General features: G+C 67.7%; 14 protein-coding genes. 9 read left to right on the top strand and 5 right to left on the bottom strand.

All coding sequences use genetic code 11. The annotated features are described in order from the left end of the window. The first annotated feature begins 85 nt into the window (after positions 1-85). The 6 genes from yccS to H3005_RS05455 all read left to right on the top strand — a co-directional run bounded on the left by yccS (position 86) and on the right by H3005_RS05455 (position 6,495). A complete protein-coding gene (gene yccS, locus H3005_RS05480; RefSeq protein WP_191077721.1) occupies positions 86-2,263 on the top strand; it encodes a YccS family putative transporter in 2,178 nt (725 codons plus the stop codon). A 129-nt stretch (positions 2,264-2,392) separates the two neighbouring features. Next, entirely contained in the window at positions 2,393-3,190 is a 798-nt protein-coding gene (locus H3005_RS05475; RefSeq protein ID WP_191077720.1) for an SDR family oxidoreductase, read from the top strand. Between the two features lie 145 nt (positions 3,191-3,335). Then, on the top strand, positions 3,336-5,225 hold the full coding sequence (locus tag H3005_RS05470) for an MFS transporter (RefSeq protein ID WP_191077719.1): 1,890 nt from the start codon (positions 3,336-3,338) through the stop codon (positions 5,223-5,225). 195 nt (positions 5,226-5,420) lie between these two features. Next, entirely contained in the window at positions 5,421-5,708 is a 288-nt protein-coding gene (locus tag H3005_RS05465; protein WP_089237339.1) for a CD225/dispanin family protein, read from the top strand. Between the two features lie 33 nt (positions 5,709-5,741). Continuing rightward, on the top strand, positions 5,742-6,026 hold the full coding sequence (locus H3005_RS05460; protein ID WP_100462178.1) for a CD225/dispanin family protein: 285 nt from the start codon (positions 5,742-5,744) through the stop codon (positions 6,024-6,026). A gap of 43 nt (positions 6,027-6,069) precedes the next feature. Next, positions 6,070-6,495 (top strand): DUF2752 domain-containing protein, encoded by a 426-nt coding sequence (locus H3005_RS05455; protein ID WP_089237343.1) that lies wholly within the window; start codon positions 6,070-6,072, stop codon positions 6,493-6,495. A gap of 498 nt (positions 6,496-6,993) precedes the next feature. On the opposite strand, the gene ampE is transcribed toward H3005_RS05455, so the two are convergent. The 5 genes from ampE to H3005_RS05430 all read right to left on the bottom strand — a co-directional run bounded on the left by ampE (position 6,994) and on the right by H3005_RS05430 (position 10,687). Continuing rightward, a complete protein-coding gene (gene ampE, locus H3005_RS05450; protein ID WP_191077718.1) occupies positions 6,994-7,881 on the bottom strand; it encodes a regulatory signaling modulator protein AmpE in 888 nt (295 codons plus the stop codon). Between the two features lie 94 nt (positions 7,882-7,975). Continuing rightward, positions 7,976-8,908 carry an NAD(+) diphosphatase gene (nudC, locus tag H3005_RS05445; protein WP_089237348.1) on the bottom strand — a complete coding sequence of 311 codons (933 nt, stop codon included), beginning with the start codon at positions 8,906-8,908 and terminating at the stop codon, positions 7,976-7,978. A gap of 142 nt (positions 8,909-9,050) precedes the next feature. Then, positions 9,051-9,443 (bottom strand): iron-sulfur cluster insertion protein ErpA, encoded by a 393-nt coding sequence (erpA, locus tag H3005_RS05440; protein WP_025874631.1) that lies wholly within the window; start codon positions 9,441-9,443, stop codon positions 9,051-9,053. A 31-nt stretch (positions 9,444-9,474) separates the two neighbouring features. Next, complete coding sequence (locus tag H3005_RS05435) at positions 9,475-9,939, bottom strand: polymer-forming cytoskeletal protein (protein ID WP_089237350.1); 465 nt, start codon at positions 9,937-9,939, stop codon at positions 9,475-9,477. Positions 9,940-9,943: 4 nt separating this feature from the next. Then, positions 9,944-10,687 (bottom strand): DUF6776 family protein, encoded by a 744-nt coding sequence (locus tag H3005_RS05430; protein ID WP_089237352.1) that lies wholly within the window; start codon positions 10,685-10,687, stop codon positions 9,944-9,946. 178 nt (positions 10,688-10,865) lie between these two features. On the opposite strand from H3005_RS05430, the gene H3005_RS05425 reads away from it, so the two are divergent. The 3 genes from H3005_RS05425 to H3005_RS05415 are packed head-to-tail and all read left to right on the top strand — an operon-like array spanning position 10,866 to position 15,631. Continuing rightward, positions 10,866-11,483 carry a DUF4126 domain-containing protein gene (locus H3005_RS05425; RefSeq protein ID WP_100553815.1) on the top strand — a complete coding sequence of 206 codons (618 nt, stop codon included), beginning with the start codon at positions 10,866-10,868 and terminating at the stop codon, positions 11,481-11,483. Positions 11,484-11,527: 44 nt separating this feature from the next. Beyond that, positions 11,528-13,426 (top strand): EAL domain-containing protein, encoded by a 1,899-nt coding sequence (locus H3005_RS05420; protein WP_100553816.1) that lies wholly within the window; start codon positions 11,528-11,530, stop codon positions 13,424-13,426. Beyond that, positions 13,427-15,631 (top strand): hybrid sensor histidine kinase/response regulator, encoded by a 2,205-nt coding sequence (locus H3005_RS05415; protein WP_100553817.1) that lies wholly within the window; start codon positions 13,427-13,429, stop codon positions 15,629-15,631.

Below are 15,631 nucleotides of genomic sequence, written 5' to 3'. Positions count from 1 at the left end.
GCGGAAAATCATCCACGCATGGCGTGGATCTACCATTTCACGCGCGGCCCGCAATAATGGAGGTCGATCCTTCCGCCGAGCCTGCATGTCCGCACGCGAATCCCGCCTCAGCCGCCTGTGGGCCCACGAGAAGGCCAGCTATGGCCTGCGGGTGTTCATTGCCCTGACAGCGGCCCTGGCCGTGTGCTGGCACCTGGATGCGCTGACCGCGCTGCCCGGCGTGTTCCTGGGCATCATCGCCAGCGCGATTGCCGAGACCGATGACAACTGGTGGGGCCGGACCAAGGCCGTGCTGCTGTCGCTGCTGTGCTTCTGCCTGGCGGCGGCCTCGGTGATCTGGCTGTTCCCCTGGCCGTGGATCTTCATCACGGCCCTGGCGCTGTCCACGTTCGGCCTGACACTGCTCGGCGCACTCGGCGAGCGCTACGCGTCCATCGCCCAGGCCACCGTCACCCTGGCCATCTACACCATGATCGGCCTGGAACAGCATGGTGCCCATGACCTGCACAGCGCGCTGGACGCGGTCAGCCACCTGCTGGCGGGTGCGGTCTGGTACGGGCTGCTGTCGATTCTGTGGACCACGCTGTTCGCCAACCGGCCGGTGCGCGAGCGCGTGGCACGCCTGTACGTGGAGCTGGGCCGTTACCTGCAGCTCAAGGCCGCTCTGTTCGAACCCGTGCGTGAGGCGGACCTGCAGCGCCGCCAGCTCGACCTGGCCGAACAGAACCGCCGCGTAGTCGGTGCGCTGAACGAGGCGAAGACGGCGATCCTGGCGCGCTTTGGCCGCTCCGGCCGGCCCGGCGTCAACTCCGGCCTGTACCTTCGCCTGTACTACATGGCACAGGATTTCCATGAGCGCGCCAGCTCCTCCCACTATCCGTACGGCGCGCTGGTCGATGCGTTCTTCCACAGCGACGTGCTGTACCGCTGCCAGCGCCTGCTCGACCTGCAGGGCCAGGCCTGTGCACGGCTGGGCGAAGCGATCCGGCTGCGCCGCCCGTTCGTCTACGGCGAGAGCAACCAGCAGGCCGGGCGCGACCTGGCCGATGCGCTGACCTACCTGCGCGACCAGCAACGTCCGCAGTGGCAGCGTCTGCTCGGCTCGCTGGACCTGCTGGTGCACAACCTGCGCAGCATCGAGCGCCGCCTGCTCGATGCCGAACGTTCCGAAGCCAGCCTGGACAACGTCGACACCCGCCTGCGCGACAGCAACCCGCACACCCTGCGCGAAATGGGCGTGCGCCTGCGCCAGCAGCTCACCCCGGGCTCGGTGCTGTTCCGCCATGGCCTGCGCATGGCGCTGGCACTGATCGCCGGTTTCGTTGCCATCCGCCTGTTCAATGCCCAGAACGGCTCGTGGGTGCTGCTGACCATCGTGTTCGTGTGCCGGCCCAGTTTCGGCGCCACCCGCCAGCGCCTGGCCCAGCGCATCGTCGGTACGCTGGCCGGCCTGGTGCTGACCTGGGCGCTGCTGCAGCTGTTCCCCCGGCTGGAGATCCAGCTGCTGATCGCGCTGCTGTCAGCACTGCTGTTCTTCTTCACCCGTTCCGACCGCTATCTGGTCGCCTCGGCCGCCATCACGGTGATGGCGCTGACCTGCTTCAACCTGATCGGCGACGGCTTCGTACTGATCGTGCCGCGCATGGTCGATACGATCCTCGGCTGCGCGATCGCAGCCGCCGCCGCGTTCCTGATCCTGCCGGACTGGCAGGGCCGACAGTTGCACCGCGTGCTGGCGCGGGTGCTGGATACCGCCGCCCGTTATCTGGAATCGGTGCTGGGTCAGTACCGCAGCGGCATGCGCGACGATCTGGCCTACCGCATCGCCCGCCGCGACATGCACAACGCCGATGCCGCACTGTCCACCGCTTTGTCGAACATGCTGCGCGAACCGGGCCACGTGCGTCGCAACCTCGATTCGGGTTTCCACTTCCTGGCGTTGTCCAACACCCTGCTCGGGCACCTGTCGGCGCTGGGTGCGCACCGCGACCAGGTCGACAGCTATGCGGGTGATCCACTGGCGCTGGCCGCTGGCGAGCGGGTGCGCAAAGCGCTGCAGCAGCTGGCGTCGGCATTGACTGCGCAGCAGCCGGTGTCGGAAGAAGACAACGATGCCGATCGTGCGGTGGCGGCGGAACTGGAACAGCTCGATGAGACGATGCCGCCGAAACTGCAGCTGATCCGCACGCAGATGGCGCTGGTGCTGCGGATGCTGCCGAAGGTGAGAGCGGCGGCGAATGGCGCGGTGCGTGGTTTGAGCTGACGGCATCCACGCATGGCGTGGATCTACGGGTGCGGCTGACGGCCGTGCAACATCGTGTTGCGTCCACGGGGGCATTCCGATCACGCCCCGGCGCCGATACTGCCGTGTCGCCCACGCAGGATCTCCCCCATGAAGATCGAACTCAACGACCGCACCGCGCTGGTCACCGCCTCCACCGCTGGCATCGGCCACGCCATCGCACAGGGGCTCGCCGCCGCCGGCGCGCAGGTCATCCTCAACGGCCGCAGCGCCGACAGCGTGGAACGCGCGCGCCAGCGCCTGCTGGCTGCCCTTCCCAAGGCCAACGTGCTGGGCGTGGCCGCCGACCTGTCCGACGCCAGCGGTGTCGACACCCTGCTGGCCGGCCTGCCGGGGAAGGTCGACATCCTGGTCAACAATGCCGGCATCTTCGGCCCGCAGGACTTCTTCGAGACCGACGATGCCACCTGGGAGCAGTACTGGCAGACCAACGTGATGTCCGGCGTGCGCCTGTCGCGCGCCCTGCTGCCGGCGATGGTCGACGCCGGCTGGGGCCGCGTGCTGTTCATCTCCTCCGAATCGGCACGCAACATTCCGGCCGACATGATCCATTACGGCGTCAGCAAGACCGCGCAGCTGTCGCTGTCGCGCGGCCTGGCCAAGCGCGTGGCCGGCAGCGGCGTCACCGTCAATGCGGTGCTGCCCGGCCCGACGTTGTCCGACGGCTTCGCAACGATGTTCGAAGAAGAACGCGCGCGTAGCGGCAAGCCGCTGGAACAGATCGGCCGTGAGTTCGTGATGGCCCATCGTCCTGCGTCGGTGATCCAGCGCGCGGCCACGGTCGAGGAAGTGGCCAACATGGTGGTCTACCTTGCCTCGCCGCAGGCGTCGGCCACCTCCGGCGCAGCGTTGCGGGTCGACGGCGGCGTGGTCGACGATATCGTCTGAGGTTCTCAGATGTGCGGACCAACGGTCCGCACCCACCGTCCGTACCCAGGGGGTCTGAGTAGATCCACGCCATGCGTGGATGCATGCCGCCACGGTCCCGACAGATGGGCAGGAATGCTAGGCTGCGCCGGTCCAAGGAGGTTCCATGTCCGGTCACAACCAGTTCGCCCTGCTGCGCCAGCGCCGTTTCCTGCCGTTCTTCATCGTGCAGGGGTTGGGTGCCTTCAACGACAACGTGTACCGGCAGGCGATCATCGGCCTGCTGTTCTACCTCGGCGTTGCCGAGAGCGAGCGCACGCTCTACACCAACCTGGCGCCGGCGCTGTTCATCCTGCCCTACTTCCTGTTCTCCGCCCTGGCCGGGCAGATCGCGGAAAAGCTGGAGAAATCGCGACTGATCGTGATCACCACCACCATGGAGATCGTGATCATGACGCTGGCCGCGGTGGGCTTTCTCACCGAGAGCCTGCCGGTGCTGCTGGTGGCCCTGTTCTGCACGGGCCTGCAATCCACCCTGTTCGGTCCGGTGAAGTACTCGGTGCTGCCCTCGGTACTGCGCCCGGAAGAACTGACCGGTGGCAATGGCCTGGTCGAGATGGGCACGTCGATGTCGATCCTGACCGGCATGATCGTCGGCGGCCTGGTGTTCACTCTGGCCGGCACCCATGGCCCGATCGTGGCTGCCACGGCGGTCATCGCGCTGGCGATCTGCGGCAACCTGGCCGCGCGCATGATCCCCAAGGTCGATGCCGGCGCCCCTGATCTGAAGATCAACTGGAACCCGATCCCCGAATCGCTGGCCGTGCTGCGCATGGCCAGGAAGCAGAAATCGGTACGCAACGCCATCCTCGGCGTGTCCTGGTTCTGGTTCGTCGGCACCATCCTCACCGCGCAGCTGCCGTCCTATGCGGTCACCAACCTCGGTGGCGAGCCAACCCTGTACATCTTCGCGCTGGCGCTGTTCTCGGTCGGCACCGGCGTCGGTTCGCTGCTGTGCGAAAAGCTGTCGGCACGCACCGTGGAGATCGGCCTGGTGCCACTGGGCGCGTTCGGCATGACCGCGTTCCTGCTGGACCTGTACTTCGCACGCGCCGGTGAAGCCACCGCGCAGGGCCTGTCGGTCACCCAGTTCGTGCATCAAACCGGCAGCATCCGCATCATCGTCGACCTGCTCGGCATCGGCCTGTTCACCGGTTTCTTCGTGGTGCCGCTGTTCGCATTGATCCAGAGCCGCACGCCGAAATCGGAGATGTCGCGCGTGTTCGCCGCGCTGAACATCCAGAACTCCGGCTTCATCGTCGCAGCGGCGGTACTTGGCCTGCTCACCCAGCGCCTGCTCGGCTGGACCATCCCGCAGCTGTTCCTGGCATTGGCCATCGCCAACGCGGTGGTAGCGATCTACATCTTCACCATCGTCCCCGAATTCCTGATGCGTTTCCTCAGCTGGGTGATGGTGCGCACGCTGTATCGCCTGCGCCCGCATGGCATCGAGGGCAACGTACCCGATGAAGGTGCCGCACTGCTGGTCTGCAACCACGTCAGCTACATGGACGCGCTGATCCTGTCGGCGACGATTCCGCGCCCGGTGCGATTCGTCATGTACTACAAGATCTTCAACATCCCGGTGATGCGCTGGATTTTCCGCACCGCCAAGGCGATTCCGATCGCCGGTGCGCGCGAAGATCCTGCGCTGATGCAGCGTGCGTTCGATGAAGTCGATGCCGCACTCGCCGAGGGAGAACTGGTGTGCATCTTCCCGGAAGGCGCATTGACCCGCGACGGCACGATGGCACCGTTCAAATCCGGCGTGGAGAAGATCCTCGAACGCCGCCCGGTGCCGGTGGTGCCGATGGCGCTGCGCGGCATGTGGTCGAGCATGTGGAGCCGCCGCGATACCCGCCTGGGCCGCATGCGCGTGCCGCGCCGGTTCCGGGCGACCGTAGAGGTGGTCGCGGCACCGGCGGTGGATGGCCATTCGACCGATGCCGCCGCCCTGGAAGCCCAGGTCCGCACCCTGCGCGGCGACCTCGCCTGAGGGGGCCGATCGCGCCGCAGCGTGCTCTGAAAGCCGGCGCCAAGCGCCGGCTTTTTCTTGTCCCGTCAAGCGCCGAAGGCGTCGGGATCTGGCTGTAACCGCATACATGCGTCGCAGGTTGCGGTAGATTACGCACCCACAGGGGGGAGGTTCGGCCCGTTCACACGGCCGGCCACCAAGGAATGGAGTCTTGCTTTGAATCAACCGCCACCGCTCAGCCGTCCGGTCTACATCCCCAACCATCTGGTCTGGGCGATCCTGACGACGCTGTTCTGCTGCCTGCCGTTGGGCGTGGTGTCGATCGTGTATGCCGCCCAGGTCGATGGTCGCCGCGCGGCCGGTGACCTGCCGGGGGCCTACAGCGCGTCGCGCAAGGCGGGCTGGTGGGCGGTGGCTTCGGCCGTTGCCCTGCCGGTCCTGTTGCTGTTGTGGTTCGGGCTGTTCGGCGGCTTGGCCGTGCTGGGCGCTCTATCCGACCTTTGATTCACCACCACCACCCATCGAGGAGCTTGAACCATGAACACCAGTACCCCGCAGGTCCCCAACAATCTGGTCTGGGCCATCCTGTCCACCCTGTTCTGCTGCCTGCCGGCCGGCATCGTGTCGATCGTCTACGCCGCCCAGGTCAACGGCAAGCTGGCTGCTGGCGACGTCGCCGGTGCCCGTGATTCGGCCGACAAGGCCAAGAAGTGGGCCATGTGGTCGGCCATCGCCGCCGTCGTCGTCATGGTGCTGTACTTCATCGTGATCATGGCCGTTGGCGGCCTGGGCGCCCTGAGCGGCGGCAACGGCAGCTACTGATGCCCGCGACGGGGTCCGGCCACGCGCCGGATCCCGCTCCTGCATGTCCGCACTTCCCGCTCGTTCCCGCCTGGCCCGCTGGGCCCCGCTGCTGGCCGCTTCCGGTCTGGCTGCGGGTGCCGCCGTGGTCCTGCGCCACGTCAATCCGTATGTCTCCGGCAATCCGCTGCCGGGCTGCCCGCTGTATGCACTGACCGGCTTCTACTGCCCCGGCTGCGGCAGCACGCGCTGCCTGTATTCACTGGTCCACTTCGACCTGCCCGGCGCGATGGCGATGAACCCGTTGCTGGTCATCAGCCTGCCCTTCCTGTTCCTGATGCTGCTCAACATGGCTGGCGTGCGCCCGCGCGTGCTCGATCCGCTGATGCGGGTACTGGCCAGTCCCACGTTCTGGCTGTGGCTGCTGCCGGGCTATGCCGTGCTGCGCAACCTGCCGTGGGCGCCTTTTACCGCGCTGGCTCCGGTGTAGTTTCCAGCCAACGGCGCAGCCCCTCGTGGTGGTCGTTGAAGGCAGAAGCCGTTGGGGTTGGCCGGGCGGGTGGGCTGCGCAGGGGGCGCCGTAAACCCATCCATGGGGGCTCGGGCGCGCCATCCATGGCGCTTACGCCCCTGCGCAACCCACCCGCCCGGCCACGGATAATTTCCGTGCGCGTCCACCACGGAAGAAAAAGAGAAGATCAAAAGCGGAAGCGGGTCGCTGCGTTCGGCATCCACGCATGGCGTGGATCTACCGTGTGGACCAAGGTCGACACCTACCAACAGCCGCCGGAACCTGTCGGGGGTGGGGCGGTGTGGGGCTGCAGGACCGTTGGCGCCATGGATGGCGCCATCGAGCCCCCATGGATGGGTTTACGGCGTGTCCTGCAGCCCCACACCGCCCCGCCCAACCCTCAGCAACCCAGAGCCGCTGTTGCTGTTGCTGTTGCTTTCAGCGGGTGCAGGGCTGCAAGCCCTGCAGAAAGAACAACTAGGTCACCCAGCCCGCGATTACCAGCACGGCAAGCGCCGCCAGCCACAGCAGCAGCATCCGCCACACCAGGCTCATCGCATCACGCAGGTCCGGCAGCCGCTGCCACACCGGCAGCAGGCCGGCTTCGGTGTAATCGTGCGCATCTTCGCGCAGTTCGGCATTGACGCTGGCACGCGCCACCGCGCCCAGGAAACCAATGTCGCCGGCCAAGCGCTCACCATGCGCCTGGCGCCATGCCTTCCAGGCCGTGTCGAAGTTGCCGACCAGGGCCATCGAGAACGCCATCAACTGGGCCACCGGCCACTCGATCCAGCCCAGCAGCCGCTGCGCCAGCGCCAGCGGTTCCACCGGCACGCGCGCGCGCATCGGGCTTTCCGCCATCAATGCCAGCAGGCGATAACCGAGCGCACCCACCGGGCCCAGCAGCAGGAACCAGAACAGCACCGCGAACCAACGCCGCAGTGCGTTGAGCACGGTCGCCTCGACCAGTGAAGGAACATCCTCGCGCAGGCTGCCACCGGCCGACTGCAGGTTGCGTACCGCCGCCTGCCGGGTCGGTGCATCGTCGGCATCGATGATTGCTTCGATGTCGCGGTCCAGATCCCGCGGGCCCCAGCACCAGGCCAGCACGGCCACGCCCAGCAGCAGCGCCGGCAGACCGAACAGCACCCCGCGCAGCAGCCAGGCGACCAGTGCCATCAGCAGCAGTGGCGGTACGATCGCCAGCGCCACGCCGGCGGCCCCCTGCCAGGCCCGACCACCGTGCGCGTCCAGCCAGCCCAGCCAGCGCCGGAAGCCGTCGAAACGGCGCAGCGACGCGGCAGCGGCCGGGGCGACATGGCCAAGGGCCAGTGCCACCAACACGGCGACCAGGGTGGTGAACATGGCAGGTCTCCCTACGAGCAAGCGTTCGGCGTCGCTACCTTACCTGTCGCAGCGCCGCCGTCAGCGGTGAACCGTACTGTAACCGGCAGCGTGTTCAGGTGGCGGCAATGCTGGCGCCGCCGGACGCCGGTTGCTGGCGGTACCAATGCTCGATCAGGCCCCGCGAAATGGAGATCGGCGGCGACAGACGGATGCCTTCACCATCGTCCTCGACGTCACGTGCGAGGGCAGCTCCCACCTCTTCGGCGCTGAACCAGCGCGCGTCTTCCAGCTCGCCATCCACGGTCGGCACGTCGTCCTGTGCCTGCGCCCGGAAACCGACCATCAATGCACCGGGGAACGGCCAGGGCTGCGAGCCCAGGTACTGGCAGGCGGTCACCCGCACCTTGCTCTCTTCGTGCACTTCGCGCGCTACGGTCTGTTCGAAGGTCTCGCCCGGCTCGACAAAGCCGGCCAACACCGAATAGCGGCGCGGCGCCCAGTTGGACTGGCGGCCCAGCAGCAGCCGTCCCTGGTTCTCCACCGCGACGATCACTGCCGGATCAACGCGCGGATAGTGCTCGGTCGCGCACTGCGGGCAGCGGCCGACGAAGCCGCCACGGGCGAACGTCACGGCCGTGCCGCAGACGCCGCAGAAGCGGGTGCGCGACTGCCAGTAGGACATGCCGCGGGCATAGCTGAAGGCGGTCGCATCGGCTACGGTCCACAGCAGTGCGGCCTGGCGCAGATCGAGCCGGCGTGGCGCGGTGACCGTCACGCTGGCAGCTTCCACCGAGAACCACGCCTGCTCGCCACGCAGGCCGAGGAAGATCGCGACACCGGGCCCGCCACCGACATCAGCGCCGGTCAGCGCCAACGGCTGGTCGTCATCACCGGTGAAGGCGGTGCCGTCCTGGTCCAGGACAAGAATGCGCGCATCGGGCCACAGGCGCGCCAGAGCATCGGCATCTTCGCGCATGGCATCGGCGCGCTCCAACGGTTCACCCACGAAGGCAAAACCGGAAAGCGGCGAAGGAGAAGTGAGCATCCAGCTAGCCTGCCGCCAATCGATGCGGGTGGCAAGGTCGGCACTGTGCGCAATCTGCTGTTGTGGTTGCAGGACAGGCCATCCACGCATGGCGTGGATCTACCGAAGGCACCGCGCGGGGCGCATGCCCCACGCCCTGCAATTACATGCTGAAACTGCTGCCGCAGCCGCAGGTGGTCTTGGCGTTCGGATTGCGGATCACGAACTGCGCACCGGTCAGGCTCTCGGTGTAATCCACCTCGGCGCCCATCAGGTACTGCAGGCTGAGCGGATCGACCAGCAGGGTGACCCCGCTGGTCTGCACCGCCAGGTCATCGCCGGCACGGTTCTCGTCGAACTCGAACCCGTACTGGAAGCCCGAACAGCCGCCACCCTCGATGTACACGCGCAACGACAGGTCGGGGTTGCCCTCGTCCTGGATCAGTTCCTTGACCTTGGCCGCAGCGGCCTCGGTGAAGTTCAGCGGCCGATCCAGCGACTGGTAGTCGGGCGCGGCGGCCGGCGTGGCGCCGGGGAGGGAGACGAGCGTGTTCATGGGCTCAGCATGGGGGCGCAGGCGGTGGCTTTCAAGCCATCGCCTCGGCCAGCTTGCGGCGCGCGGCGGTGTCGCCCTTGCCGTCACCGGCGTCCTGGCTCTCCGGCGCTGGCAGGGCCTGCATCGGGGCGCTGGCATGGATCAGCCGGCCGTTCAGCTGGGCGCCCGCATTCATTTCCACTACCTGGTAATGAACGTTGCCGTTGACCCGGGCACTCGGGGTCAGTTCGACCTTCTCGGTGGCATGCACGTCACCGTCCAGGCGGCCACTGATGACCACCACCTGGGCGCGGATCTCACCCTCGATGACGCCATGCTCGGCGAGGGTCAGGGTCGCCGCGCTGGCGCCCTCCTGGGCAATCACCTTGCCGTGGATGCGACCTTCCACGTACAGGCCACCACTGAATTCCACATCGCCACGGATCACCACCTGGTTGCCGATCAGGGCATCCACCACCAGTTGGCCATCACGGCTGGATTTGCTGCTTCCGAACATCTGCCTACTCCCCTTTGCTGGCCGGTGCGCCGGCCTGTTTCCAGTCGAATACCTGCGTGGTGCCCCCCGCACCACTCCCCAATGTCACCTTCACCCGTTGCGGGGTGAAGTCAGCCGGCAGCATCACGCTGCCGGTGAGCTGCTGGAAGTACCGGAACGAGTAATCCTGTCCCGGCACCTTGCTGCGCTGGTGCAGCTCGTCCCAGCTGATGGTGGCCAGCTTGCCGTTCTTCACGCCTTCCACCGTGAAACGCATCTGCCCCTGGCTGATCGCCCCGCGGTTGAGGTTCTGGGTCAGCACCACGCTGTACTGCCAGGTGCCGGCCGATTCCGGGCTGAATTCAATCGAATGGGTGTTCAGGCCCTTGCGCTGGCTGGTCGAACCCACCAGGCGTTCGTAGAAGGCGACGTCAGCGCGCAGGCCGGCGATCTCTTCATCGCGCTCGGCCAGCGAAGACTGCACTTCGTTGTTGGCGGCGCGGCTGATGCGGTCCGACGCTTCCAGCGTGGCCTGCTTCTGCTGCAGCTCGGTCAGCTGGGTCTGCAGGGTATCGGCGCGCTTCTCGGCAACCTGCACGCGCTGGCCCTGTTCACCGCGCGGCGCACCCAGCCAGCAGCCACCCAGCACCGCAAGCACCAGGCTCAGCAGCCAGATGCCCGCGATCACCAGCAGGCGACGGCGGTCGGCAGGTGGTTGCGGGGCACCGGGAAGGCGGACCTGCACACGCATGGGAGGGCGGTTGTTCATGGGTAGTCTCCGTGGCATCGCAGTGGCGACGCCAGTACGGCCCCTGGGGCAAACGACGGGCTAGTGTATGACAGGAACGGCAGGTTTCCCCCGTGCCGGCCGGCACCGGGCGGTGGCATTCAGCCACTCCATCGTCGATAGTGTGGCACCCCGCACAGTTCCGCCGCCGGAGCCCGCCATGACCGAAGCCCACCTGTTCGTGATCGGCATCCTGCTGGCCTGGCTGGCCGGCATCCGCGTCTACCTCACCGTATTCGGCGTCGGCATCGCCGGCCTGCTCGGCTGGGTCGACCTGCCACCGGCACTGCAGGCCACCGAATCGTGGTGGGTGCTGGGCACGTCGGCGGTGCTGGCCATCGCCGAATTCTTCGCGGACAAGATTCCCGGCGTCGATTCAGCCTGGGACCTGGTGCAGACCCTGGCGCGCGTACCCGCCGGTGCCTTCCTCGCAGCAGCGACATTGTCACCCGATGGCGACCTGGGCACCGGTGCACTGGTGGCCGGCGCGGGCGTTGCGCTGGCCAGCCACGGCCTGAAGGCCGGCACCCGCGCCCTGCTCAACACATCGCCGGAGCCGGCCAGCAACTGGGTCGCCTCGGCGGCCGAAGATACCGTGGTGATCGGCGGGCTGGCGCTCGCGCTGGCGCATCCATGGATCGCGCTGGTGGTGGTGCTGGCCTGCAGCCTGGCCGGTGCATTGCTGGTCTGGCTGGTCTGGCGCACCCTGTGGAAAAGCGTGCGCTGGTTGGCACGTGGCGGCAGCGACGACGGACAACGGCAACCCGGTACCGGCTGATCGGCGGGCTTGTCGCATAATGGCCGCGAACACCAGGAGCATCGATGGCCGCAAACGAATCCGCCGCGGGCCCCCGCCCGGGACGCGCTGAAACCCCTCCGGCCGATCATTGGCAACGTTGGGCCGCCCCCTTGGCTGCGGCCACGCCTGCCGAGGCACCGCCGTCAGCGACCGTGCAGATGCCGGCCTCGTCAGCACCCAGCGACGGTACCCGACTGACTGCTCCGCCGCCGCTGCCCTCCGCCGCCGCACTGCCAGAGGCGGGCAACAATGACGTGGCGCCTGTCGACGCCGACTCGCCCTACCGCGTGCTGATCGTCGAAGACGACCGTGCCCAGGCGCTGTTCGCGCAGAGCGTGCTGCATGGCGCTGGCATGCAGGCGATCGTGCTCGGCGACGCCGATGGCGTGCAGCAGGCCATCCGCGAGCAACGCCCGGACCTGATCCTGATGGATCTGCACCTGCCCGGGCTGGATGGCATGCGGCTGACCGCGATGATCCGCCAGCAGCCCGGCATGCAGCTGCTGCCGATCGTATTCCTCAGCGGCGACCCGGACCCGGAGCGCCAGTTCGAAGTGCTCGACTGCGGTGCCGACGATTACCTGAGCAAGCCGATCCGGCCACGCCACCTGATCGCTGCGGTGGCCAACCGTATCCGCCGCGCACGCGCGCAGGCCGCGACCCTGCCGGGTGCCAACGGCGCACCGGCGACCAGCAACCCGGAAACCGGGCTGCCCACGCGCCACCACGTGCTGCAGCAGCTCAACGCAACGCTTGCCCAGCACGAACGCGGTGGCGTGTTCTTCGTGGAAATCTCCAGCGCGCTGGGCCTGCGCGAGCGCTACGGCTACGCGGCCTTCGAGCGGCTGATGGTGCAGGCCGGGCAACGCCTTGCCGAAGCTGGCCATCCGCACCTGTTGGCGCGCCTGAACGACAACAGCTTCCTGCTGCTGGCACGCAACACCGATGAGGAGAGCCTGGAAGCGATTGCCGGCACCCTGCGCGAGCAGCTGTCCGCGCGCGCCTTCGTGATCCGCGACGACGAATCGGTGCACCTGCGTGGTGTGGTCGGCTACGCGCCGCTGTCGCCGGGTTTCGACGATGCCAGCAGCGCCCTGGAAGCGGTCGAACGCACCACCCTGCAGGCACGCCTGCTCAGCGCCGGCGTGGCGGGCCACGTGCACCGCCAGGTGACCACCGAGCAGGAGCATCTGGCGTTGCTGGAAGGCCAGCTGGAGCTCGCTTACCAGCCGATCGTCGCCGTCGCCGGCGGCAGCAGCGCGCAGTACCAGCTGCTGCTGCGCCTGCGCCGGGCCGATGGCAGCGTGCTGACCGCCGGCCAGGTGATTCCGGCGGCCGAAGCTGCCGGCCGCATCGCCGACCTCGACCAGCAGGTGCTGGAGCATGCGATGGGCCTGCTCGACCTGTATCGCCACGCCACCCAGCCGCTGAACCTGTTCGTCTCGCAGTCGCTGCGTACCCTGCAGCGCGATGCGTTCGCTGACTGGCTGCTGGAATCGCTGCAGCAACGTCGCCTGCCCGGCAGCGCGCTGGTGATCGACGTGCGCCTGCCCGATGCGCTGATCCACACCGTGCCGTTGCAGCAGTTCTGCCAGCGCATGGCCAGCGTCGGCGTGCGCTTCTGCCTGAGCCAGTTCGAACCGGGCAGCGAAGCCCTTGCCCTGCTCACCCAGCTGCCGCTGTCGTTCGTGCGCATGGCCGCACGCTTTTCCAGCAGCCACTCCAACCCGGATACGCGCGAAGAACTGCGCCGATCGATCGAGCAGGCGCATGCAGCCGGCCTGCAGATCATCGGCCAGCAGATCGAGGATCCGCAGGCAGCGGCCGCGATGTGGGTCGGCGGTGTCGATTACATCCAGGGCAACATGGTGCAGTCGGCCGGCAGCGACCTGAACTTCGACTTCCACAACGCGGTGCTCTGAGTGTCATCGACGGTCGCGCTGCTGGCGGTGCTGGCCCTGGCCATCATCGCCCTGCTGGTACTGGGCCTGCGATTGCGTTCGCGCAGTCACGCGCTGGCGGCACTGCAGCGCGACCGCATCACCCTGATCAGCGAGCGCGACCAGCTGCGGCGCACCACCGAGCGCCAGGGCCAGCTGGAACATCAGCTGCTGCAGGCCAAGCAGGCGGCCGAAGCGGCGGTGCTGGCCAAGGGCGAGTTCCTGGCCACCATGAGCCATGAGATCCGCACGCCGCTCAACGGCATCCTGCCGATGCTGGAGCTGATCGCCCGTGGTCCGCTCGGCGAGGACCAGCGGCAGATGCTGGCCACTGCCTCGGCCAGCTCGCAGCAGCTGCTGCGCATCGTCGATGACATCCTCGATTACTCGCGACTGGAAGCGCAGGCACTGGAACTGGAGATCACCAGCTTCAACCTGCGCGAACTGCTCGACGGCGTGGTGCAGCTGCTGCAGCGCGCCGCCGAAGCCAAGGGCCTGACGCTGAGCCTGCAACTGGATCCGGCCGTGCGCCTGCCGGTACGCGGCGACCCGGTGCGCCTGCGCCAGGTACTGGGCAACCTGCTGGCCAATGCCATCAAGTTCACCGCACGCGGCCAGGTGCAGCTGCGCGTGCAGCGGCTGGGCGAAGGCCCCGCCCAGCACCAGCTGCGTTTCGAAGTGGTCGACACCGGCATCGGCATCGATGAGGCCCAGCAGGCGCGGCTGTTCCAGTCCTTCAGCCAGGCCGACGCGTCCACCACACGCATCTACGGTGGCACCGGCCTGGGCCTGGCCATCTGCAAGCGCATCACCGACCTGATGCATGGCGACATCGGCGTGCGTTCCACCCCGGGACAGGGGGCAACCTTCTGGTTCGAAATACCGCTGCTGAAGGTCCCCGGCGATCTGCCGGCGCTGGCACGCTCGCCGGCAGCGCTGCTGCTGTACACCGCCGATACGCAGCTGCAGCTACGCGTCGAACGCATCGCCGCGCACCACGGCCTGCAGGTGCAGCTGCTGGCCAGCATCGATGAGGCGATGGAACGCCTGCGTGCAGCGCCACGTCCGGGCCAGAGCACACCGGCATGGCTGCTGATCGACGCGCGCCAACGCCGCAACGGCGAGGCGGCCCTGCAGCGGGCCCTGGCCGAGCGCGGTGCCGACGACACGCTGCAGGTGCTGTGGCTGCAGGACGATCCGGTCACGCTGCGGCCGCGCCAGCAGCAGCTGCACAGCACATTCAACGATGCCGCCCTGCACGCGCTGCTGGCGCAGCCAACCGCCACCGCGCGTCCGGCAGCGCTGCTGGCCAACGCCGAAGATGCACAGCCGGCCGCTACGCTGCCGTCATTGGATCTGCGTGTCCTGCTGGTCGAGGACAATACGGTCAACCGGATGGTGGCCGAGCACCTGCTGCGGGTCTTCCAGTGCCAGGTGCGCAACGCCGCCGACGGCGAGCAGGCCCTCGCACTGTTGCGCGAAGGTGGAATCGACGTCGTGCTGATGGACTGCCAGATGCCGGTGCTCGACGGCTACAGCGCAACACAGCACTGGCGCAGGGAAGAAGCCGATGCGGGGCGCACGCGGTTGCCGATCATCGCGATGACTGCGAATGCCATGGCGGGTGATCGCGAACGCTGCCTGCAGGCAGGCATGGACGACTATCTGTCCAAGCCGATCGCACGGGAGGCGCTGCATGCGTTGCTGCAACGTTGGGGCCGGGCATCCGCGGATCGCGCACATGCAGCGCTGCCGGAACCCGTGCAATTGCCCGCAGCGCCGAGCGCGCCCGACGGTGAAGGCCCGCGCGATGAACGAGCACGCTCGATCCCGATTCCACAGCCGGTGCTTGATCGCAGCGTGCTGGATGAACTGCATGCGGTGATCGGCGATGCCGCTGCGCAGATCGTGACGGTATTCCTGGAAGACGCACCGCAGCTGGTGCAGCAGTTGCAGCAGGCCGCGCAGGGCAACGACATCGAACGCCTGCAGGCGCTGTCGCACAGCCTGAAATCCTCCAGCGCCAACGTTGGTGCGCTGTCGCTGTCAGCAGTGGCGCGGCGGATCGAACACGAAGCCCGCAGTGGCAGCCTGCAGCGCCCTGCCGTGGCAGTGGCGCTGCTGGTGGCGGAGTTCGCCCGCGCACGCGTGGCGCTGACCGGCTATCTCGCCGGCCAGGCCCGCTGA

This window comes from Stenotrophomonas sp. Br8 (assembly GCF_014763005.1).
In the GTDB taxonomy this organism is placed as follows: domain Bacteria; phylum Pseudomonadota; class Gammaproteobacteria; order Xanthomonadales; family Xanthomonadaceae; genus Stenotrophomonas; species Stenotrophomonas lactitubi.
This window is presented reverse-complemented; position numbering and strand designations above follow the sequence as displayed.